This is a genomic window from Geobacter sp. PheSNFMC (genome assembly GCF_059620965.1).
The window spans coordinates 1-20,648 of record NZ_JCAMRN010000038.1; the positions used below are offsets into that span (position 1 = coordinate 1).

The 20,648-nt window shown below is 53.6% G+C and carries 18 protein-coding genes and 1 pseudogene; 6 read left to right on the forward strand and 13 right to left on the reverse strand.

All coding sequences use genetic code 11. The features are described 5' to 3' along the window. Positions 1 to 178: 178 nt before the first annotated feature. From AC6CDK_RS09970 to AC6CDK_RS10010, 9 genes are all read right to left on the reverse strand, one after another. A complete protein-coding gene (locus AC6CDK_RS09970) occupies positions 179 to 424 on the reverse strand; it encodes a hypothetical protein (protein WP_039643935.1) in 246 nt (81 codons plus the stop codon). 345 nt (positions 425 to 769) lie between these two features. Next, a complete protein-coding gene (locus tag AC6CDK_RS09975; protein ID WP_052269394.1) occupies positions 770 to 2,266 on the reverse strand; it encodes an MFS transporter in 1,497 nt (498 codons plus the stop codon). Positions 2,267 to 2,402: 136 nt separating this feature from the next. Next, positions 2,403 to 2,570: a hypothetical protein gene (locus AC6CDK_RS09980; protein WP_158514094.1), complete on the reverse strand. Its 168-nt coding sequence runs from the start codon at positions 2,568 to 2,570 to the stop codon at positions 2,403 to 2,405. A 1-nt stretch (position 2,571) separates the two neighbouring features. After that, positions 2,572 to 3,225 carry a trimeric intracellular cation channel family protein gene (locus AC6CDK_RS09985; RefSeq protein ID WP_039643933.1) on the reverse strand — a complete coding sequence of 218 codons (654 nt, stop codon included), beginning with the start codon at positions 3,223 to 3,225 and terminating at the stop codon, positions 2,572 to 2,574. Between the two features lie 78 nt (positions 3,226 to 3,303). Next, complete coding sequence (locus AC6CDK_RS09990; RefSeq protein ID WP_039643931.1) at positions 3,304 to 4,572, reverse strand: M20 family metallopeptidase; 1,269 nt, start codon at positions 4,570 to 4,572, stop codon at positions 3,304 to 3,306. A 241-nt stretch (positions 4,573 to 4,813) separates the two neighbouring features. Next, complete coding sequence (locus AC6CDK_RS09995; protein ID WP_264158264.1) at positions 4,814 to 5,068, reverse strand: lipocalin-like domain-containing protein; 255 nt, start codon at positions 5,066 to 5,068, stop codon at positions 4,814 to 4,816. Between the two features lie 127 nt (positions 5,069 to 5,195). Beyond that, complete coding sequence (locus AC6CDK_RS10000; protein WP_039643929.1) at positions 5,196 to 5,957, reverse strand: SDR family oxidoreductase; 762 nt, start codon at positions 5,955 to 5,957, stop codon at positions 5,196 to 5,198. Between the two features lie 1,493 nt (positions 5,958 to 7,450). Further along, positions 7,451 to 11,287: a hypothetical protein gene (locus tag AC6CDK_RS10005; protein ID WP_192905838.1), complete on the reverse strand. Its 3,837-nt coding sequence runs from the start codon at positions 11,285 to 11,287 to the stop codon at positions 7,451 to 7,453. 119 nt (positions 11,288 to 11,406) lie between these two features. Next, the gene (locus AC6CDK_RS10010; RefSeq protein WP_192905839.1) at positions 11,407 to 11,859 is read right to left on the reverse strand and encodes a hypothetical protein; all 453 of its coding nucleotides are present in this window, start codon (positions 11,857 to 11,859) and stop codon (positions 11,407 to 11,409) included. Positions 11,860 to 12,323: 464 nt separating this feature from the next. On the opposite strand from AC6CDK_RS10010, the gene AC6CDK_RS10015 reads away from it, so the two are divergent. Continuing rightward, positions 12,324 to 13,148, forward strand: coding sequence for a hypothetical protein (locus AC6CDK_RS10015; protein WP_192905840.1), 825 nt, complete (start codon positions 12,324 to 12,326; stop codon positions 13,146 to 13,148). Positions 13,149 to 13,642: 494 nt separating this feature from the next. Here AC6CDK_RS10015 and AC6CDK_RS10020 read toward each other — a convergent pair. From AC6CDK_RS10020 to AC6CDK_RS10035, 4 genes and pseudogenes are all read right to left on the reverse strand, one after another. Further along, a pseudogene (locus tag AC6CDK_RS10020) lies at positions 13,643 to 14,164 on the reverse strand (DUF7380 domain-containing protein); the annotation flags it as partial. Further along, entirely contained in the window at positions 14,161 to 15,435 is a 1,275-nt protein-coding gene (locus AC6CDK_RS10025; RefSeq protein WP_192905841.1) for a restriction endonuclease subunit S, read from the reverse strand. The pseudogene AC6CDK_RS10020 and the gene AC6CDK_RS10025, both read right to left, overlap by 4 nt. Continuing rightward, a complete protein-coding gene (locus tag AC6CDK_RS10030) occupies positions 15,428 to 18,079 on the reverse strand; it encodes a type I restriction-modification system subunit M (protein WP_192905842.1) in 2,652 nt (883 codons plus the stop codon). Before AC6CDK_RS10030 ends, AC6CDK_RS10025 begins: the two co-directional genes overlap by 8 nt. 35 nt (positions 18,080 to 18,114) lie before the next feature. Then, positions 18,115 to 18,300: a helix-turn-helix domain-containing protein gene (locus AC6CDK_RS10035; protein ID WP_192905843.1), complete on the reverse strand. Its 186-nt coding sequence runs from the start codon at positions 18,298 to 18,300 to the stop codon at positions 18,115 to 18,117. Positions 18,301 to 18,626: 326 nt separating this feature from the next. On the opposite strand from AC6CDK_RS10035, the gene AC6CDK_RS10040 reads away from it, so the two are divergent. The 5 genes from AC6CDK_RS10040 to AC6CDK_RS10060 all read left to right on the forward strand — a co-directional run bounded on the left by AC6CDK_RS10040 (position 18,627) and on the right by AC6CDK_RS10060 (position 20,632). Then, on the forward strand, positions 18,627 to 19,124 hold the full coding sequence (locus AC6CDK_RS10040) for a hypothetical protein (protein ID WP_192905844.1): 498 nt from the start codon (positions 18,627 to 18,629) through the stop codon (positions 19,122 to 19,124). Positions 19,125 to 19,193: 69 nt separating this feature from the next. Then, positions 19,194 to 19,577: a hypothetical protein gene (locus AC6CDK_RS10045; protein ID WP_192905845.1), complete on the forward strand. Its 384-nt coding sequence runs from the start codon at positions 19,194 to 19,196 to the stop codon at positions 19,575 to 19,577. Beyond that, complete coding sequence (locus tag AC6CDK_RS10050) at positions 19,567 to 19,881, forward strand: YkvA family protein (RefSeq protein WP_192905846.1); 315 nt, start codon at positions 19,567 to 19,569, stop codon at positions 19,879 to 19,881. The genes AC6CDK_RS10045 and AC6CDK_RS10050 overlap by 11 nt, the downstream gene beginning before the upstream one ends. A gap of 73 nt (positions 19,882 to 19,954) precedes the next feature. Then, positions 19,955 to 20,359, forward strand: coding sequence for a DUF2787 family protein (locus AC6CDK_RS10055; RefSeq protein ID WP_192905847.1), 405 nt, complete (start codon positions 19,955 to 19,957; stop codon positions 20,357 to 20,359). Between the two features lie 9 nt (positions 20,360 to 20,368). After that, positions 20,369 to 20,632 carry a hypothetical protein gene (locus AC6CDK_RS10060; protein ID WP_192905848.1) on the forward strand — a complete coding sequence of 88 codons (264 nt, stop codon included), beginning with the start codon at positions 20,369 to 20,371 and terminating at the stop codon, positions 20,630 to 20,632. Positions 20,633 to 20,648: the final 16 nt, after the last annotated feature.

A 20,648-nucleotide genomic window follows, 5' to 3' on the forward strand; every position in this document is an offset into this window, starting at 1 on the left:
GCCGTTCGAAGAGCGGCAGGGCCTCGACCGCACTCCCGGCCCGCAGCACGTTCATTCCCGTGCCGGCAAAGAGCCGCACCAGGGATGTGAGGATATGCTCTTCGTCATCCAGGAACAGGATACTAACACTCATGCACACCCCTCCACTCGAAAACCAGATCCACCCCCTCCTCCTCTCTCATTGCCAGGATCCGGAGTCGGAACCAAGCACAACATGTTTTTTCACGACAGCCTCATCAATGGGCGCCCAGATCTCAGACAACAGGAATCCTCCGGAGCCAGCGGACGGCATGAACTGCCCGTCGGCAGCCATGCCTTCATAGCTCATGCCGGCCAGAGGCGACGGAATCGAGGCTCCACCGGGTGGGACGCGGTCTGCGGCATCCTGATCTGAAATCAACCCCGCCCATAACGTATCGGACAATCGTGCATAATCCTGTGCTCAGAACTATCGGGGAATTCCTGATAAGGCCTTCCGAAACTCCCGGGCAGCCCTCGTTTTCCCCGAAAAAAACGCATCCGCGACAGCCGGGCCCATGAACAGGCCGGGCCATTCTGAGCATCAACGATCATCCGGACATTCGGAAGAACTCACATCAAAGCGGTGGGAATAGACTATACGGTAGGGGAAACGGGAGGGGGCAAGGTCAAAAAGGCATCCAGGAAAGCGCCGCATGCTTCACTGACCGCCCCTATTTTTTTTTGCATAGGGGGGCTGTGGGTATCGTCGGAATCCCCGGGATGTCAGTCTTTAATGCAGGCAAAGGAGTCAGACTGGTTTCTTGCCTTTCGGCACCGTCAGCATGATCGATACGGTGGCGATCAGCACCATGAATATATTGAAGGCGAGCGCGATGATGGCCGCTTCGCGGATCGCCAGGTTCTCTTGACGACCCTGGAAGGTGATAACGCCTTCAAGCCAGTTGATGGTTGCCGGATTGGCGCTGAGGGCAGTGAAAACAGCCGCGGAAATAGCCACACCGAACGCGGCGCCGAGAGACGAAGCCATCTTATAGAGGCCGGCGCCGGAAGCGACCTGGGCGGCCGGCAAGCTCGAGAGCGCCGCGTCCGTCGAGGGTGTGGCGTAGAAAGCCAGACCGATGCCGTACAGCGTGTAGCCAACAATCGCGAAGAGCTTGTAGTCCGCGAGCATGAGGTTCGATGGCAACAGGAGAATGATCGAGAGGCCCGTGATCAGACAGCCTTGGATCATCGGCTTGCGCGCGCCGAACCGCTGCAGGAGTTTTTCGCCCACGCGAATGAACGCGATGATGGCGATCGCATATCCGAGAGTCAGCATGCCGGCCTGCTGCGCTGTCATATTGCCGCCTAGTTGGACGAGTTGCAGCGAGACGAGCAGGGTGCCGGCGACGCCGTTGAGCAGGAAATTCGAAACCGTTGCGCCGGTATAGGTCTGGTTGCGGAACAGCTTGAAGTCGACGAAAGCGTTCGGGATTCGCGACTCGACCCTGAAAAACAACGATCCGAAGACGAGGGTGACGGCCGAAAGCGACAGGATCAGTGGACTGGTCCAACCGAGTTTGTTGCCCTGCGTGATGACAATCTGCAGAGTGATCATGGCCACCATGAAGCTCACGACGCCGGCAATGTCGAACTTGTTGGAGCTCTGGCCTTCGGCCTTGCTTTCGGGCGTGCCTTTCATCAATGCCATGCCGACCAACGCGACCGCGACGGAAACGAAGAAGATCCAGCGCCAGCCGAAATTCTGTGCGACAAAGCCGCCGAACAGGGAGCAGAGACCGGAGCCACCCCAGGAGCCGATCGACCACATGCTAACGGCGCGCTGGCGTGCTTCGCCGTCCCAGTAGATCTTAACCAATGCAAGGCTCGCCGGCATAATGCAGGCCGCCGACAGCCCCTGCACGGCGCGGCCAGGCAGCAGAAAGTATGGCGCAACCGTTCCGTTCGGCGCGAAGCCGATCAACAGCGATCCGATGATGCTCAGCACGAAGCCGATCATCACAACTCTGACGCGACCGATGCGGTCGGCCAAGCCGCCGATGAAAACGATGAAGATGCCAGAGAACAGCGCGGTGATGGCGACGGCATTATTCATCACACCAGTGTCCAGTCCAAGATCCTTCTGCATGTCTGGCGCGACGTTCAGCGTCGTCTGGGCAAATAACCAGAACGCCAAGACGCCCATGATTATGCCCAATAGCAATCTGTCGTTTCCTCTAAATTCCGTTCGGGAGCCGGCTGGATCGGCAGAAGGATTGAGGCCGCCAGTTATCGACAAAGACATATGAGCTCCCTTGAGGATGATTGCATCGTGTGCTCGTTGTTGGACCGGACGCATTTGGGATCCAGACCTGAACACGGAGCTTAGCCCTGGTCATCCTCGCACGTCGCGGTGCCAGATCAGGTAGGAACTCACCGCCTTACCGCCCCAGTGGATCGGAAACGCCGCGCTGGGTTAGCGGCGGTCGCCTCACCGACTGCTCGATCTCTGTAATCCGGTTGCCCTCGACGAGGATCTCGGCCGGTCCAGTCAGGGAATCGGAGAGACCGTCGAACACATTGCCGCAGACCAGAACGAACATGCTCATCTCAGAGCCTCCTTGCACCGTCATCCTTCCGATCGGCCGGTTGCTCGGGTTCGCCGGCGATCGGCAGATGCCAGCCTCGGCGAATAGCCATGAACCGGAGCCCGAAGCAGAGGACCGCGCCGGCAATCGTCACCGCGGTCGCCGGAAGCCGCAATGCGGAGCCGATCACGACCAGGGCGGCGCCAGCCAGGGCGGCAATGGCGTAAATATCGGCGCGCAATACGATGGGAATCTCGGTCAGGAGCACATCGCGGGTCATGCCGCCGCCGATCCCGGTCAGCATGCCGAGGGCAGCCGCCATGACCGGGTTGAGCCCGAAGACGAGCGCCTTTTGCGTGCCGGCAACCGCGAAAAGCCCCAGCCCCGCGGCGTCGAACAGGAGCACCGGGTTGCGCAGCCGGTCGATGATGGAGGGTCGCCAGAAGGTAAAGATTCCGGCGAGCAGCGAAACCGCCAGATAGTGCCAGTTACTGATCGCTGCCGGCGGCGTCGCGCCGATCAGCAAGTCACGGGCAATGCCTCCGGCATTCCCCGCCGCAAACGACAAGACCAAGACGCCAAACAGATCGAGACGGTTCTTGACCCCTGCCGTTGCACCGCTCAGCGCAAAAACAAAAGTACCACTGAGGTCAAGTACCAGGAGAAGCGTTCCCATCCCGTGCTCGCTCATTTCAAACTCGGCGGTCCGACACTCCGCAATCCCTCACCACTCCGATCACCGGTTTCGCGCGCCCTATGACGCCAGCCAAGCGAGCGCCGCAACGACCAAGGCCTCGACACCGGTTTCCAGCGTCGGATGGATTACCGGGGCAAACTGGGGGCTATGGTTGACCGGCAGTTCATTGAGAGTTCCAGCAGCTTTTGCCTTTGCATAGGTTTCCGTATCGGTGCCGCCGACGAACCAGTAGACCGACGGAACATGCCAAGCCGTGCCGAAACAGCCGAAGTCCTCGCTCGCCGGAGCCGGCCCGGTGTGGTGCACGCGCGCCGGGGAGAAATGGGCGCGGAATGCTTCGGCGATCCGTTGGCTCGCTGCCTCGTCATTCAGATTGAGCGGATACCGGTCTAATGGCGTGATCTCTGGTCTCCGAGGAGCACGCGACGCTTCGGCCTCGGCGTTGACGATCCGCTCGATCGCCGCCAGCACGCGATTGCGGACGCCGGCATCGAATGTCCGGACGTTCAGCTTTATGATCGCCTCGTCCGGGATGACGTTCTCTTTCGTGCCGGCTTGCAGGACGCCGACCGTGACGACCGCGGCCTCGGTCGCGGCCACCTCGCGGGAGACGACTGTCTGAAGCCGCAGGACCGTCGCAGCGGCCATGACAACGGGATCAACGCTGGCTTGCGGCATCGATCCGTGCGCACCACGACCGAACAGCCTAATTTGAAGGCTGTCCGCCGCCGCGGTGATGGGGCCGGCACTTCCAGCGATGTCGCCGGCCGCTCCGAGCATGACGTGCTGCCCAAGTATGACAACCGGTCGGGGGAAACGCTCGAGGAGGTTGTCGTCGATCATGGCCTGGGCGCCCTGCGCCGTCTCCTCGCCGGGCTGGAAGACCACCATCAAGGTGCCTCGCCAGGGATCCCGTGCCCGAGCGAACAAGGCGGCGGCGCCGGCGAGCCAGGTCACATGCATGTCATGGCCACACATATGCCCGACCGGCACGGTCTTTCCTTCGACATCCGTCGTGGTCACTTGGCTCGCGTAGGAAAGACCGGTTGCCTCTTCAATGGGTAGCGCATCCATGTCGGCGCGCAGCATGACCGTCGGCCCTTCCCCGTTACGGAGCAGACCTACCACCCCCGTCTTTCCAACGCCGGTCGTCACCTCGTAACCGGCCATACGAAGCCAGTCCGCGACTAACGCAGCGGTTCGCGTCTCTTGCATCGACAACTCGGGGTGGGAATGCACGTCCTTGTAAAGGGCTTCAAGGTCGGGGATCAGCCGATCGAGATTCTTCAGGACGGGCTCCGAGGCAGTTGCTGTCGTCGTGTTCATACCTGTCGTCCTCGCAACACTGGTGAATCTACGTTAAAGGGTCGGCGGCGGCCTCACGCGCCAAATGCACGCTTCTTGTTCTCGTGCGCCTCGAATCCTTCGCTGCTGTATGCGCACTCGCCGATGCCTGGCTATGCGTTGGGCTCGGCCCGCCGCCATGAGAGCTGGGACATCGTTTTCTTTCCGCCGGACATGATCGGCGTAGCCGAGCTCAGGTGGAGCATGTCGCCCTCGATCTTCACTACGCGCGGCTGGGTCTGCCCCAGCCAGTTCGGGACAGCGACACAAACATGGAGTGCGTCAGGGGCTGCTTCTCCTCGTCTGTGTGGAAAGGGCCGCTATAGGCGATGTAGCCAAGCGCCTCTTCCTTGATCTCCTCGTCACTGCCACGAAACCAGTCGCCGGACGCGAACTGCGGACGACCGGGGTGCATGAGCTGCGCCGACATATAGCCGTCGGGCGTGTACATGATGATGCCCTGCGGCTCCTCTCCCATGGGGGTAAAAGGGCGGACCCGTCAACTGGCTTTTCGACGTAAGACACCAGCTTCCATGCGCCGATCAGTCGCTCGCGTAATCCCTGTGCCATAACGATTCTCCCCGGTTTGCTTGTCGTTGTGTGAACTAAGCGGCAGTCTGTGCGTCGTTATCGATGGGCAAGACCTGGCCGGAGATCGATTTTCCCGCATCCGATGTCAGGAACAGGATCAGCGCGGCAATGTCCTTGGGGTCGACGAAACGCTTCAGCGACTGGATGCTCATTGCGGTGGCCCGTTCCTCCTCCAGCGTCTTGTGTTCCGCGCTGGCGCGGCCCTGAAGGACGCGCTCGATCCGGGGGCCGGCGACGGCTCCCGGCGCAATCGCGTTGACGCGAATATTGTACTGACCAAGTTCACGTGCCAGGGTTTTGGCGAAGCCGATCAGCCCCATCTTCGCCGTGCAATAGGCGCTGCGGTTCGGATAGCCAAAGCGTCCGCCGACCGACGACATCACGACGATGCTTCCGGCAGCGGATTTTTTCAGATAAGGGATGCAAAGGCGGGTGACATGAAACGTCCCAACGACATCAACAGTCATGACCGCCTCCCATTGGTCGGGGTCTGCGTCCTCAACGGGGGCTGTCGGTCCTGCGATGCCGGCGTTGTTCACCAACACATCGAGTCCGCCCAGCGCCTCGATGGAAGCGGTGACCATGCGTTTAATATCGTCTCGCTTTGAGACGTCGCAGACGATAGTCTTCAGTCCCGGAATATCCTTCGCCGCCGTATCCAGCGCCTTCTCATCGATGTCGCAGACGCAGACTTGGGCGCCGATCGCGGCATAGGCGCTCGCGATTTCTTTTCCGATGCCGGAGGCTCCGGCTGTGATCAATACGAGCTGTGCCATCTACGTCTCTCCTGTCTTCGTTGTTTCTCCACCGTTGCGACTGCACTGGTTCAGTCACCGACGCGTTTCTGGTATTCGCTCGCGAGCCAACGCGCCGCACGCCCCACGACGAACATGTATTGAAAAACCGGCGACGCTCCTTCTTTTTTTGACGGTCCTTGCGGTTGGAATGATCATCGGCAGGCTGCGTTATGCGCCCCCGGGATTGCAAGAAACGTGATGGTTGCAGGCTCGAAACTAACCGACCCCGGTTCTGACGGCGCACCTGCCAATGTCGGCAACTCGTCATGTGCGCCCAATCCGAGAGCAGTTCCATTCATCAGGACTTGCGTGTCGGTAAGATTCCGGGCACTCAAAGTGTAGCGCTGCGCTGTCGCGGGAAGGTCGAGTGATTGCGACTTGGCGCAGTCCAGATTGATCGCGAGAAGGGCGACGCCACCTTGTGTCCCGCGAAGACAGTGTGCGTACGGGCGAAGGACCAGGATTGAGCACGGTCGTCCCCATCAGCTTGTGCCATAGCAAAGCGGCCCAATAATTTGGCCGGGGCGCGAACGTATTCTCGTCTAGGAGGCCGTAGTCGCTCGATGCGAGCGTGTTGTGCATATGGACGTGGACGCCCATTGCTGCCATGGCTAAACGTTGGCCTCAGCCCGCCTCCACGAGAGATAGGACATTATTTTCTTTCCTCCGGACATGATCGGCAGGATCGTTTCCTTTTCTTCTAACACAAAACGGGTCAATAACAAGGGGGCCCCCAATCTGAATAGTTCTATTAATCGGCATCGTGAAATGACCCACCATCGGCAATCAAGGTTGATCCAGGCAATAATCTAAATACAATCGCAATATCAGCGAGATATCCTGTTGAATGGTGGGTCACCCTTGGACGCCGATTACACCCAAAAGTGGGTCACTTTTGCATGCCGATTAACATGGACCACGGAGAATAAAGCGTTGAGCGTCCCCAGCCTATTCAGGGTACATTGACGCAAAAGGAAATAGGTCTGTAGACTTGAGCGGCAGCACAGCAAACAGAGCGGGGGGGGGAATTATTGTTGCGCTGGTTGTGTATGTCGGGAGACACCCAATAGCGGAAGACCTACCGACGCAACTTCACAAGGTACCACGAGAGGTACCACTGGCAAACAAAAAGGGTTAGGCAAATTAGCCTAACCCCTTGTTTTTATTTGGAGCGGGAAACGGGATTCGAACCCGCGACCTTCAGCTTGGGAAACCGATCCAGGGGGCTGACAGCACTATACCAGTATAGATCCTACTTGCCAAACAGCTTAGAATTCCAACCTATTCCAGCCGCGGCCTTCAGTCTTTTTATCTCTCAATAGATGTCGAAGTTTGTAGTCGTTAGAACAGTTTTTAGAACACTCCGACTTTCAGCTCTTTTAGCTGAAGGTCGAAGGAAAGTGCTATCATACCCCCAAATCTACCCAATAGCACCCGAAAAAGGTGGACCGGCGGACGGCCGGTCATGCCATTTATTCAAAACTTTCATTCCTTTCGCGGTTACGAGACTCCTCGCACTCCCGCTCACCTTTAATTTCCTCTAGAAGAGTCCGATACTGACTTCTGGCCCACGCACCGATCTCGGCGTTATCATGATCAAACAGTTTTTCCAGCAGGACCACTCTTCGTTGTAGCGCATCAGCAAGTGAACCACTCCAGGAAGAGGGATACAGAGATCCCGCGATATTTTCCAATACTTCACCCACATCCGGCGCTTTTTGAAGCAGTGAATAGACGATAGGTTTCCACTCGAACTGTTCGGGCTCTCCTGATTTCGAAAAAGCCTGCACTACAGAAGCTGCCAACGGATATCGCTTCACAGGGTCCTCATCACACCAGGATTCAAGGTCCTCTTCAGATATCTGGTTCAACGGATTATTATGCCTTTCGTCAATCCCATTTTCAAAAATTCTTTTGCGGTGATATTTTTCAACTTTTTCATTACCAATAAATTGATCAAGAAATACTCGTGGTTGTAGCCGGGCTATTGTGTTGAATAGCTCTGGGTAATCAAATGAATAGATCTTGTTGTTGACTACAGCATCAATGATGTTTTCACACAATTTCAAAGCAGCATTGTATCCGCCTTTACCAATTATGCCCACGTTTGCTATCTGGTTGAGTTCATAATCTTGATTATCGCGCCTACCCCTCTCGTTCGGAAAGGGGTAAAGCGACAAAACTTCCCTTGAGACATCGACCAAGTTGGATGAATGTTGCCGTGCATCGGCGTTCCCATGAAACCTCATATTCAATATTTCCACCGCAACAGCGAGACCATCCTGTTTGGAAAGGATGTGTAGCAATAATTCTGCTAAGTCATCATCACTTATCAATTCATGCGCCCGTCCATAGCCGATGTTCTGGTAAGTGTCTATTGGGGCTCTTCCTACGTCTAATGACGCGTGGAGCCTCTTCACTCCCAGCGCATCAACCTGTGATGTGGTCTGAAAGATCGGAAACCACTCACCAAGAAGTTCATCAACCACCAGAGCGTCAAGAGTTCGATTATAAAAGGTGGGGTCTTGTTCAGCGCAAGCGGCGAGATACCCCATCAGTAAGCTTATCTGTCGTTTTTCCGGTACCACTTCGACAATTCCAGAGCGCAAGAATTGCCAAATCTCTGCTTTGTCGGTGCGCCCTGCAGCCAATCCCTTCCCGAACGAAAATAATCGCATGCCATGCTGCGACAGCAAGTCCGGCAACAGCGTTTGGAGTATTTCATCATCGTTGGCAACTTCGATTCCAATTAAACGAGTAGTTTCTTCTGCACGATTCCATGCGGACGATGCATCATCGTCTTCGTCCATTGCATCTACCAAATCGAATGCACAGTGATCTTTGCACAGCGCAAAGGTGCGAGCCCGCTCCAGCAAGTCATCCGGTCTCAGGTGCTTTTCCAAAGCATGAAGTCTCTCAAGTAACTCTTTTGAAAACCCTTTGCCGTCATACCGCATTATTCCTTTGATCTGAATCCAGCCTTCGTTCCAAGGCGTCTGTCTGTGAATCAAGATGGCTGATTGCTCCAGTACCTCATACATTCCGGCCTTAGTCCACAAGCCTCTAAAGTTGTTTGACAGGATACGTCTTCCATCTTCAGTTAAAGGGCTGGTAGAAGTGGCTACCTCAGTGCAGAGAGCAATAAATATTTCATACCAGTCACGGATCTCTTTGCGATTCTTTGGATAAAATCCATAGTCCCTTGGTCTGGCACCGAAATCAAAATCACTGGAGGCGCTGAAATGCCACGCCTCAAGCGTGGCATCGAGTAGATCCAGGCCAAGTTGCTGACGACCTGGATCCTCAGATGCAACCAGGTCCTTGATTACAGCAGCTCTAACACCAGCAGGTGCATGAGTGCCGGAAAGATAGATGAAGAATAACGACTTCAGCACGTTGCGAATGGAATTATAGTTTTCACCTGGTCTCTCTGATAATGCAAACTGGCATAATAAACCGACACTCCTGACGAAAAGATCTTGGTCGTAAGCGATATGTCTCAAGATGCTTACGTATTCGTAGAAGTGGGGGTTATCTCGGGAAGCAAATTTACCATTGTCACTTCCGGTCGCCGCGCGTTCTACAGCCTTTAACACTCCCTCGGGCGATACAGGGGCAATATTTTTGAAGACCTCCATGCCGAAGGGATTGAAGTTACAGTTCTCCTTGCCGAGCCAGCCCTCCGGTGAGAGCCATTCATTCACAATTGAAATGGCGGTGTCACTATCGTGCAGGTAGGATAGACGGCGGGTAAAAGATTTTATTAGCCGCTCTGATCCTTCAGCTAAAAAGGTCTTAACAAGTACTGTCTGTGGAATACTATCCAAGGCCCGTTTAGCAAGGCGATTTGCAATAGCGTGAGGCAGGACAGCTCTCCAGACACTTCGTGATTGCACTAATCCTCTATCTTTGAGTGTGTTCACATCACGATACAAATCTGTTGATTCCTTCCCCACAAGCGACGCCAGAAAGACAAGTTCTGACTTTGCTGAATCTATGTCCGTACCTTCAAAGGAATATACCAGTGAACATACTTCAGCTGATTTAAGCAGGGTTTCGCTCGGATCATGTCTTTGGCGGAATAATCTTTGAAATAATTCCTCATCTTTGAATCCTGATAACGTTTCTCCATTCTCAACAGTGTTGGAAAGGGCAATCGCAACACGTGCATTACCACCTGAAAAGTTAGCGATACTTCTGGCATCTACTTCACTTATATGACGGAAACGATGACGTATGATTTTTTCAATAAGATCAAGTGACGCCGGTTCTAACCTAAAAACGCTGGTCTCCTCTGGGAGGTCCTCTCGAATGTCATATTCCACCGTTAATAAGCTAACAGTGCTATGACTTTTAGAGCAGGTTTGTGTCAAACGGCGATGTAAATCGGGCGGACAATTGTCAACTATGATTACTGCTCTCGACTTATCTGCTATCAGCTGTTCAGCAAGGATTTTCGGGTCCGGATTCGGGCCATCGGAGATGTCGGCGTAGAATACCTGTGAGGGCTTAAGAGCATGAGTACCCAATCGGTCATCAAACAAGGCCTGGACCAGCCGTGTCTTTCCAACACCTGACAACCCCGCTAACCGGACAGAGGTGCCTGGAGTAGAAAGTGCTGTTCTAAGTCGCAGCAACCCATCTTCAATTGACATTCCTTCGTCTCTACGCCTTGTTCCATCATGAAGCCGCAATCCCTCATCAAGGAGATATTCTTCTTCAACCCCTCCCGGTGAATTGGCCCAGTTCTCGTAGGGTCGCCATCCGGTTAGCTGTCGGCCCACTTTATTCCGTACCCAGAGGACCAACGATGGATGGCACCTGACCCAGGTTGCAACGCGACCGCGGTCATAAAAGTCGAGAAACAGATCGCTATGATCTGCTTCCTTTGATATGGCCTCCTTCATTGCATCAGTTCTGTTTCGTAGAGCGGGGTCGGTAGTTGAACCGGTCGAACTGACAATTATGTACGCCCCTCTCACTGCTATCAGATCTCTGATTTCATCCCGCAAAGATCCGCCAGGTTTCATCTCCTTCAGGATCTCTCCCCTTGGCATATCGGGTTTCTTTACCTGAAATCCTGTTCTCTTCCTAGGGACAAAGCTAGTGGCCGGTGGGTCTGCCTCTCCGCGCACAACAACATCAAGCCCCCCATCACGCGCGTCTTGATTTCCACCCCAGAGAATGCCCTTAACTGGCAGTCCCGCTGAACGATAGTCAGCTTCACACAGTAGTCCCACCAAGGTACGAAGGCTGCTGTCATCAAGACGAGCTATATCGTCGCCTGTCACATCAAGTAGATCCGACATCCCCCCCCCACACGGCAACTCAAGATTAATCAAGATAAATCATTCAGCGCTGAAAGTACAGTCTCTGCTCAACGACTATTCTGGGGGATGAAGCTCATGCTTCATCCCCCGCCTCAGTATCACACCTTCGGTTCTACCAGACCCGGTATCCCTTCCGGATTGTACTCCAGAAGCTTCGCCTTCAGGTCCTCGCCTACTTCTTCATAGATCTCGGCCATTGCATCGATGAATCCCTGGATATAGTCCCTGAGATCGAACTGAGTGAAGTCTTTCTTGTAGCTCTCATAGTGGCGTTTGTGGATCGGGCCGGTGATCAGGTTGCCGAACAAGGTTTCTACCCCCGCAAATCTCTCGTCGTAGTCGGTACTGATCTCGACCCCGTCGCACTCGCGCAAGCTGAATCTTTCCATCTCGCCGGCGCAATCCGAGCCAACCATGGCCAGTTCAATGACAGAAGCCTCGTCCGCAGCCCAACGTTCCGCCAACCTGAAGCCGTGCATGTAGGCCTCGCAGCACGACAACTCCCTAGCGTTTTTGATCCTGTGTCTCAGCGCATCCAGATTCAAGCTCATTGTGTTTCCTCCCTCGGTAAAGTATGGGACGCGCGCGGGTCCCTAACGATATGTTTGTGACCGGGGAATCTGAAAACACAGAAAACTAGATTCTTTAGAATTCAATCACTTTGTCAGCTCTCAGACATCCACTGGCCTAGGTGGTGCTGAAAAACCTTCTCAGCAGGGTGTAACAGCGCGAATTATTCCTCTTTCAAGCCAATAATCCAAAGCCTACCCCGTTGACCATTCCCCCTGCCAATTCCAGTGAATGATGTGAAGGAAGTGAATGATAAAGATGAGCAGAAATTCGGTGATGGGCTGCGAAATCTGCTCCTGATGGGCGTCTACCTTTCTATCTTATCCCTGCCCGACCACCAATGATTCGAAAATTTACCTCTGCTTAGTGCTCTCTAGGCAAAGGAATTTCTATCGCACCTCTTCTTTTGTACTTTGACATCCAAAACAAAAGTGGAGGAGTCCCCATGAGCACTGAAGAGAATTCAGAAAAATCAAAAAAACAGAAAAAAACAAAGCATGCAGAAAACCCATACGAGGAGCCTGAAAGGATTAACCCTGAGGTCGCGGCTCCTGACCGGGCACTATTCCAAGAAAATCCTCTGCTCAATGAGACTGAGTTGGGCAACACCCTTCGCTTCACCTGGCTCTACGCAGCGCTGGCTTTTTTCCACCATGAATTGAAAAAATGGTTTGTGTGGGAAAAAACACACTGGGCGGTCGATACTTCGAATAAAGCCCTCCAGTACCTGGTACACGTCTTACTCAAGGACCCGACGTTTCGCAAGTCTGTTGATCCTGATTGGTATTGCGCGAGTTTTTCAAATTCAAAACTTCGTGCTGTTCTCAAGATTGCTGCCGATCTGCTGCCGCTGCCTGCCCCTCTGGATTCCCATCCCTACTATCTGAATGTCAAAAACGGGACAATTAATCTCAAAACCGGCGACTTGCTGAAGCACGACCCGAAGAACTACATAACTAAATTGGCCCCAATTGAGTATCTACCGGATGCTAAATGCCCAAAATGGTTTGCCTTTCTCAATAGAGCTTTTCCCGACAACCCTGCTGGTGGTGCCACATCAGCAACTTTCCCTGATCCATCGAGTGCTACACTACCGAATAGTTGTCCGACTACGAACTTCTTAGAGTTATTTTCTACTTGTGTCCTCAGTTCGTCTACATTGGTCGGCTTGGCTATGAAGGCAAAACGACGAAAAGCATCTTCCCAGGGGTATCCGCTGACATGCGCCTGGGCTGCTTCAGAGCATTTGCGTTGTGCATCCTCCATCTGAGACAGGGTACTCGTATCAAGTTCAATCGTTTTCAGTTCAGTGAGAGCCAGGCGCTGGAGCTCCAACATCCGTTGGTGTACTGCAGCAATATACTGCGGATCAGCCTTGGCACGTCTCAAGGCTTCAACACCCGCACTCATCCAATGAGCTGCAAAGCCGTAACTGGGTTTATCACTGACAAGATTATCCTCCGCCTTGGCTATGAGGATTTCAGCCCCCTCCAGTTGACAGCGTTGGGCTTCTGCTGCGTTGGACGCTCTGCGATGCCATCGTTCAGCAACCTCCCAGTATTCTTCAGCGAAGTGCCACACCTTCAATTCACTAAAGGAACGCGCTAGCTTCTCAGCTAGCGCGCTGTAACGCGCATAGTCGCCTTGGTTCTGGCTTTGCAACAGTCTCATCAAACGTGCGCAAAGAACTCCTGCCTTGGGGTTCGACTCGTATCGCGTGATTACGATTTCAACTTCCGCCACAACTTCTTGATGAAGTTCCTTCCCAATACCGAGCGTTGCCGCCAATTGCAGAGCCCGTTGCAGACGGGTGACGAATGTTGGCCACAGATCATCAGTTTCCAAGCGACGAGCCGATTCAATAAAGGCACGGATGGCAGTCTGCGCAGCCTTATAGTCTCGGCGGACTATCCAAAGGATATCTCCTACGCGAGCACGATATTCAGGGTCAGCTATGTCATTCAGAATTTCTGCCAGAGTATCGAGCTCAGATGCTGTCAAGTCTTCCGGAGTGAAGGTCCTACCTTGGACCGTTTGCCACATTGGGCCATAAGGGTTTCCCTTCTGATCGTAGTTCGCATAACAAGATGCTATCGCACTCAAGAAGGAATAGACTCGCTTCCCTCGATCATCACCAGCCGCGTCCTGTTCGGCAGCAGCCTTGTCGAAGACTGCCATAAAATCTCTGTATTCTTTCTCAGGATGATCAGCTATCAATGTCTGCCAGTCATAATGCCGAAGATCGTCAATGACGATATTGAAATGTGATACGGGTTGATCGCTCATAATTCAACAATTCCTTGCGGTATAGGCACTTTTCCGGTGAGTAAGTCACGCATGAGACCTTGCTTACACCTTGTTAGCTTTGATAAGTTTTCTCTTTCAATTGCAATCTGAGCGTTCATGCCGATCATATAATCTGCAATCGCCTTCTGCTCGTCAACATCCTTTGGGTGAGGTATCGGCAACGTTCTTACATCTCCCACTCTTAGATGCCCAACGGTTGAACCTCCCGCCAAACCAAGGAAAAGCCGTTGCATGCGCTGGGAATATATCATCTGGACGAGGAACTCATTGTTGAGCTTCAAAGGGTCAGGTTTATACATCATCATGCGTTGACCAAGGCAAGGTGGAACAATGTCATCTGGAATTATGCACGCCTCGCCATAAGGAGCTTCCCGTGTGATAACTACATCCCCAGGCTCAGGCTTCCCACGAGCAGTCCACTCAGTATATGACTTGGGATCAGTACATACTAGGTTGTCAAGAATGAATAGACCATCTCGAACGTTGGGAGTCCTTATAACTGGATGACCATCCTTCGTTATCGGGGGTGTCCTGTTCTTGCAATCTATAATCTCGAAGCACAAATTATTTACTGATTCAACTTCCCACTCCGTTGGTATCCTCCCTAACGGTGAATCCTTGAACTGCTCGGGACGCCGGATTGGATCACGAAGTTCGCCGTTCTCGTCAAGGCCGAAAGTGAGAAGGTCATGGAGTAACCCAGCCTTGACCTTCTGCAACTTCTCGATCATCTGCTCCGTGTGATGGATAGCGTTGTCGATGGAGTCAAGGATGGTGGCTATCGTGCGCTGCTCAGATAAGTCTAATCGTTGCACTTCATATCGTGAGAAAAAGTCTGCCGGGACTCGTTTCTGTCCTGCAGAACCTGTCATCTGCACTTCAGCAGCTTGGCGAAGATCACGGCTGTTGCACCAGTGATAAATGTATCGATCACATACCCCCTGCTTGGCACGAAGCACATGGAACTCAGTGCTGCCGAAACCGATTCCATTAGCCAAACCTATAGCATGTGCTCCTTTCCCATTCTCCATGCAAGGCGTGATCTTCGCAAATAGCACATCCCCATCCTGAAATGATGTGTATCCAGCCCCTATAGATTCGATGCTCCTTGATTGTCGATGAGTCCATACACCGCTATCACTAACATCTTGCATAGGGATGAATGACACCTCCATGCCTAGTACCGGCAACGGGTTAGATAGCGGAGGGTTCACCCAAGCCATACTTGAGAAGGGTACAAGATCAGACATACCTCAACCTCTTCAGATACTGATCCACAGCCGTTACGCTTTCATCCCGATCCTTCCGAATCGACAAAAGGCTAATACTGTACTTGTCCCACAGGTTATCCAACGATGACCAGACCTCTTGCAGGTGCTCATCCATATACCGGCACAGAACACCTTCCAGGTCGGCACACGTAAGCTCAAGCACCAGCGCCCGGCAGTCATGGGCTGACAGCTCGGCCCGCTTCTTCTTGAGCACCTGCAGCAGGGCGTTGCTCAGTGTCTTCAGCTGCTTCTTCGTCTCGGTGAGTTGCTTCTTGATCTCGAAGTAAGGGGCCAGTGTCTCATCGATCAGGTCTATCCGATGCTGGATGGGGGCGACCTCCTGCTTCAGCGCCGCCAGTTCGTGTTCCAGGTCAGAGGTGTCCTGCCCCAGTTTCCTCATTGCGGCGATCGATCCCTTATCCTTCACATTAGGGCCGCGCTCCAGGAACTTGATCCGCTCAAGGGCATCCTTGGCCTGCTCCTTCAGGAGCTTCTTCTCTTCCTCCAGTACCTTGGCGTAATTGTACTTCTCTTCCTCTTCGCCTTCGGTTTCTTCCGTTTCCTCATCATCCGGATTCTGCTGTTCGAACGATTCCTTCTCTCCCTCCAGGCGGGCGATTTCGGCCCTGCATTCCTCGATCTGCTGCAGGTAGTCCGGCAGCAATTTCACTACCAGCTTGTGCTCAAAGGGGTCGAACAGGTCGCTCTTCTTGGTCTCGGTGTCGTCCAGCACGTCCTCGACCAGGTCAATCCAGCCGTCCACCAGTTCCTCGAATCCACGGGCGCTGATGGTCTGAATCTCGTCCTTGGCTTCCTCCCACCAAGTCGCCAGCAGGCCGGTGACCTTGAAGCGATCCAGCATGCCGATCGGTAACAACGATGCCTGGAATGACGCCAGGAATTCATCCCGCATTGCCATTGGATCGGTTGTTTCCGGTAGTCGAGACAGTCGTGGTGAATGCTCTTGCCACCACGCGCCGTATTGCTTCAGCATGTTCTGCTCGCATGAAGTCACACCGGGATCGGCATCCACGGCAGCTCTGAGCTTGCTCTTGCTTGTGATGCTGGAGGCGAAATCAACATAACGATCATCACGGGGGATGAACAGATGATCCGTGCTGAGGCCATGGGCGGTTAACAATGGCTGAAGCAGCTCTACCTCGCGCTTTGGCACACCTCCGATCAAGTGAGCACGGACGTCCTGGGGCTCCGGTGGTGGTGAATTATCGGCATAACGGCGGATGTTGAGGTTGTAGTCTTCGGCGATGATCTTTTCGGTGGAAACGATGCTGGAATAGCCGGGGATTGCCTCGAACTGTTGGAAGGTCGCAGCAATCTTCTCGGCGTGTTCGGCCCGTAGGTAGTTCTGCGCCCGCCCGGATTCATAGTCACGGTCGGCATTGATAAAGAGAATCTTCCCCTTGCGATTGGCAGGTTTCTCTCCCTCACGCCGCATGACCAGGATGCATGCCGGTATGCCGGTGCCAAAGAACAGGTTAGGGCCAAGGCTGATGATCGCTTCGATATGATCCTTGTCCACCAGTTTTTTGCGGATATCGTACTCGCCGCTGCCACGGAACAGGACTCCGTGGGGCATGACGGTGGCCATGATGCCGCCGGAGCGGAGCGATGCCAGCATGTGCAGGGCGAAGAGGAAATCTGCCTTCTTCTTCTCGGGTGGGTATCCGTAAGCGTTGAACCGCTCGGTATGCTTCAGCTGCTTCTTCTCATACGGCAGGCTGAACGGAGGATTGGAGAGGATACGGTCGAAGCGCATCAACTCGCCCCCTTCCAGATGCTGCGGTGTAGTCAGGGTGTCGTCATTCTCGATGAAAGCCCGTTCCAGGACTCCATGCAGGATCAGGTTCATCTTGCAGATCGCCCAGGCGGACCCTTCATTGTCCTGGCCGTAGAGACTCAGGTTGTTGACGTTGCCGCCGTGCTCATCGACATGCTGGCGGGCATAGATCAGCATTCCGCCGGACCCGCAGCATGGGTCATAAATGCGTTGACCTTCCTTGGGGTCCACGAGGCGCACCATCAGCCGAACCACATCGCGGGGGGTATAGAACTCGCCCCCTTTCTTGCCTGCCGACTCGGCGAACATGTAGACCAAATATTCATATGCGGAGCCCAGCAGGTCGCGGTGCTCGAAATCCTCACTGCGCATCCGGTGCTTACGGAAGTGAGTAATTAGCTGCCGGAGTTTGGCATCGGGAACTGACTTCTTGCCGATCGTCCGGGTAAAATCTATCTGCTCCAGAACGCCGGACAGAACCGGATTATGCTCGGAGATGGCGCTGAGTGCCTTGTTAAGGGCATCACCAACGTTCTGGTGAGCGGTGTCGTCCAGGGTAGAGAACCGTCCCTGTGGTGGCACGAAAAGGCCGGTGTACAGATTATGGTCCTCGGCCAGCTCCTCGGCTTCCTGCTGGCTGCTGCCCGCCTCCAGTTCTTCTTTAATGATCCGATCACGCTCCTCATCGAAAACATCTGAACATCGCTTCAGGAACAGCATGCCGAAGATAAAGTCTTTATATTGAGAAGCGTCCATCTTGCCGCGCAGAATGTCCGCAGCGGCGTACAGGTGACGCTTGAGTTTGGGAAGGGTAAGGCGGGCCATGAATTACTCCTGATTCTTTAGATCATGTAACTGAATTACTTCGTTCCTTGATGCGGGGTCTGTATCCACCTGTCAATAGCATCCTTGTGAAAACGCCAGTGTCGACCCACTTTCTGGCCCGGTATTTTCCCTTCACCGAGGAGCTTATAGAGAGTTGATTTGGAGACTTTCAAATAGATCGCCAAATCATCAAGGGTCAAAACTTGCTCGTTATCGACCATGGTGATTTCTCCCCCAATAAATGTTGAAATGCGCAACATTATTTACAGTTATTTGCTGTTACTGTCAAGAATGTACTGATTTTAATCTTTTTGCACAGATCGTGATTTCTGGCGTTCAATGCCAATCCAAACTACCGAATTCACCCCTATCTCATGCCCCCCGGATTTAAAAAGTTTTTGTTACCTGATTTCTAACGAAAAGATATGTCTAGAACTTTTCGTTACACAGTCTCAATATTTCATTCTTTCCCCAAATCCCCGTCTTTTCCGCTTCACGACGCCAAACAAAATAATTGATCCCGATTCCCAGGAACTTGGAGGTTCAAATGGCACTACTGGTAAAGAAACGTATAGGAAATCCGAGTGGCGCACTGGCGGAGAAGATGAATTTGTTGGCGTCTTTGCAGCCGCAGGAAGATGAAGATGACATGGAATTTGGTTTTGAAAATGATGAAGAAGATTACGGTGAGGATGAAGACCCGGAAGACGTCGAGGATGCCGCCCTGAATGGGCCGCCCCCGGATGCTCACGATGAGGTCATTCCGGAAAAGCCCGCCGTGGCGGCACTTCCTCCGAAAAAGCCTTTGCGTAAACCTCTTGTCGTGATGCCTGAATCCCCTGCGGTAGGCGCTCCCCAGTCGGAACTGGCAACGCCACAACGACCACGCAAGGCCGCGCACAAGGCGTCCTCCGAAAAGGTCCAGCTGGGCTGCAAGATTTCATGTGCACATCACCGCCGGTTAAAAATCCACTCAATAGTGACCGGTCAGAGCGTGCTCTCGATTCTGGAGGAATGGATAGACCAGCACTGTCCGCCCCTTTAACCGTATCTATCAAAGATTCCAATAGATATTACTCCTGTGGAATGCAATCCAAACACAGGAGGATTATCTATGCTGTCTTTCCGCTCCCTGGCCGACATCGAGGCACAGCGACCTCGACTCCCCCCGCGCATCGCCCGTTGTCTTACCGCCGTCATGGATGGACTCCTCAAGGCATATGAGGAGTATGACCCTGAAGATGATGGCTACGTTGCCGCGGTTACCCCGGAAACAACCAACGCCGATGCGGTGGAACTGATGGGAACTCCGTGGATTAATGCCAGGTGGGAAGGCGTCAGCTACGACAAGGAAAATCGCTGCTTCATCTCGTGCGTATTGTTCAACAACCAGTTTGGCATCAGCTTTGTCATTGATGATGCTCCATGGTTATCGAAGCTTCATCCGGACTTCCGGGACAGGCTCGTCTATGAGATGGGAGGCGAGGATGCCAAATGATAACTACAGCCGTTATCGCCAATACTTCTCTGAATCTGCCTTTAAAGACAAGCTCTCAGAGATCGGTGGAGCGGTTAAAGAAAACGCGATGATCCTGTACTGGGTATTCAAGGAGCCGTTTACCCCCTTGTGGGTAAAGCTCCTGATCATCTCGGCTCTTGGATACCTGATCTGGGTGGTGGACGTAATACCGGACATTGTGCCGGTGTTCGGTTACGCAGACGACCTTGCAGTAATGGCTGGTCTGCTCGTCACAATAGAAACTTACATTACCCCGGAGATCCGAAGAAAAGCCCGACAGTGACCAAAACTATATACCGTTCGAACAGCCCATACCCTTGCCGGGTATGGGCTTTCGTGTTCAGGAGGAATTAAGAATGATTTTGAGAACAGACACGTTGCCCTGGCCGATGAACGACAAGCTCCGTCACCTTATCCAGGACACGATTAACACAGCAGGTGTACCACCCGAAGCAGGGGCAGTCATCTCGTTCCGGGACCCGGAACACTGCCCGGACTCCGGCGGGTTTCACCCCGTTGAGGTGTCCATCGGGCCTGATGGGACCATCGAGTACATCACAGATTTCGCCTACGTCGGAAGGCCCCCATTCGCCGAACTGGCCAAAGAACTGGATTTTGATTTCTCACTGGGCTTGTTCCAGCACTTCGGGGTGGAATTCCCCATTGGCAAAGGCCGAGAGATGTTCGCTCTGTGGCAATCCAACTTCTTGGCCTATCACGAGATGGGCGTCTATACCGTCTCAGTCGAGCCTATGGGTTAGGAGGTGCACATGCCCCACGAGGAAATCGTAACCCGCCTGTCTCTCCAGTTGGTAGACATCGCCGCCAACCCCTCGGAGCTGGTTTTTGCCATTTCCATGCAAAGCGTGCTGTCGGAAATCGCCCATCGACTGGGAGAAAAGGCCCTCTCTTTGTCCGTGCAGGATCTTCTGTTAGCGCGTGACGAAGTGCGGGCAGCGATCAGCCACCATCTGGACGAGCGGGATTTCATTGGCCTCGGCCTGGACGTCTGGGCCATCTCCCGCAATCTATGATCCATATCAATTCAAG

Excerpts from the sequence above, each read along its gene's own strand:
- AC6CDK_RS09990 (WP_039643931.1), bottom strand. The coding sequence starts at position 4,572 with ATGAACACGACGACAGCAACTGCCTCGGAGCCCGTCCTGAAGAATCTC.
- AC6CDK_RS10040 (WP_192905844.1), top strand. The coding sequence starts at position 18,627 with ATGGCACTACTGGTAAAGAAACGTATAGGAAATCCGAGTGGCGCACTG.
- AC6CDK_RS10030 (WP_192905842.1), bottom strand. The coding sequence starts at position 18,079 with ATGGCCCGCCTTACCCTTCCCAAACTCAAGCGTCACCTGTACGCCGCT.
- AC6CDK_RS09980 (WP_158514094.1), bottom strand. The coding sequence starts at position 2,570 with ATGAGCATGTTCGTTCTGGTCTGCGGCAATGTGTTCGACGGTCTCTCC.
- AC6CDK_RS09995 (WP_264158264.1), bottom strand. The coding sequence starts at position 5,068 with ATGGGAGAGGAGCCGCAGGGCATCATCATGTACACGCCCGACGGCTAT.
- AC6CDK_RS10005 (WP_192905838.1), bottom strand. The coding sequence starts at position 11,287 with ATGTCGGATCTACTTGATGTGACAGGCGACGATATAGCTCGTCTTGAT.
- AC6CDK_RS10010 (WP_192905839.1), bottom strand. The coding sequence starts at position 11,859 with ATGAGCTTGAATCTGGATGCGCTGAGACACAGGATCAAAAACGCTAGG.
- AC6CDK_RS10000 (WP_039643929.1), bottom strand. The coding sequence starts at position 5,957 with ATGGCACAGCTCGTATTGATCACAGCCGGAGCCTCCGGCATCGGAAAA.
- AC6CDK_RS10035 (WP_192905843.1), bottom strand. The coding sequence starts at position 18,300 with ATGGTCGATAACGAGCAAGTTTTGACCCTTGATGATTTGGCGATCTAT.
- AC6CDK_RS10015 (WP_192905840.1), top strand. The coding sequence starts at position 12,324 with ATGAGCACTGAAGAGAATTCAGAAAAATCAAAAAAACAGAAAAAAACA.
- AC6CDK_RS09975 (WP_052269394.1), bottom strand. The coding sequence starts at position 2,266 with ATGTCTTTGTCGATAACTGGCGGCCTCAATCCTTCTGCCGATCCAGCC.
- AC6CDK_RS09985 (WP_039643933.1), bottom strand. The coding sequence starts at position 3,225 with ATGGGAACGCTTCTCCTGGTACTTGACCTCAGTGGTACTTTTGTTTTT.
- AC6CDK_RS10060 (WP_192905848.1), top strand. The coding sequence starts at position 20,369 with ATGCCCCACGAGGAAATCGTAACCCGCCTGTCTCTCCAGTTGGTAGAC.
- AC6CDK_RS10045 (WP_192905845.1), top strand. The coding sequence starts at position 19,194 with ATGCTGTCTTTCCGCTCCCTGGCCGACATCGAGGCACAGCGACCTCGA.
- AC6CDK_RS10050 (WP_192905846.1), top strand. The coding sequence starts at position 19,567 with ATGCCAAATGATAACTACAGCCGTTATCGCCAATACTTCTCTGAATCT.
- AC6CDK_RS10025 (WP_192905841.1), bottom strand. The coding sequence starts at position 15,435 with ATGTCTGATCTTGTACCCTTCTCAAGTATGGCTTGGGTGAACCCTCCG.
- AC6CDK_RS10055 (WP_192905847.1), top strand. The coding sequence starts at position 19,955 with ATGATTTTGAGAACAGACACGTTGCCCTGGCCGATGAACGACAAGCTC.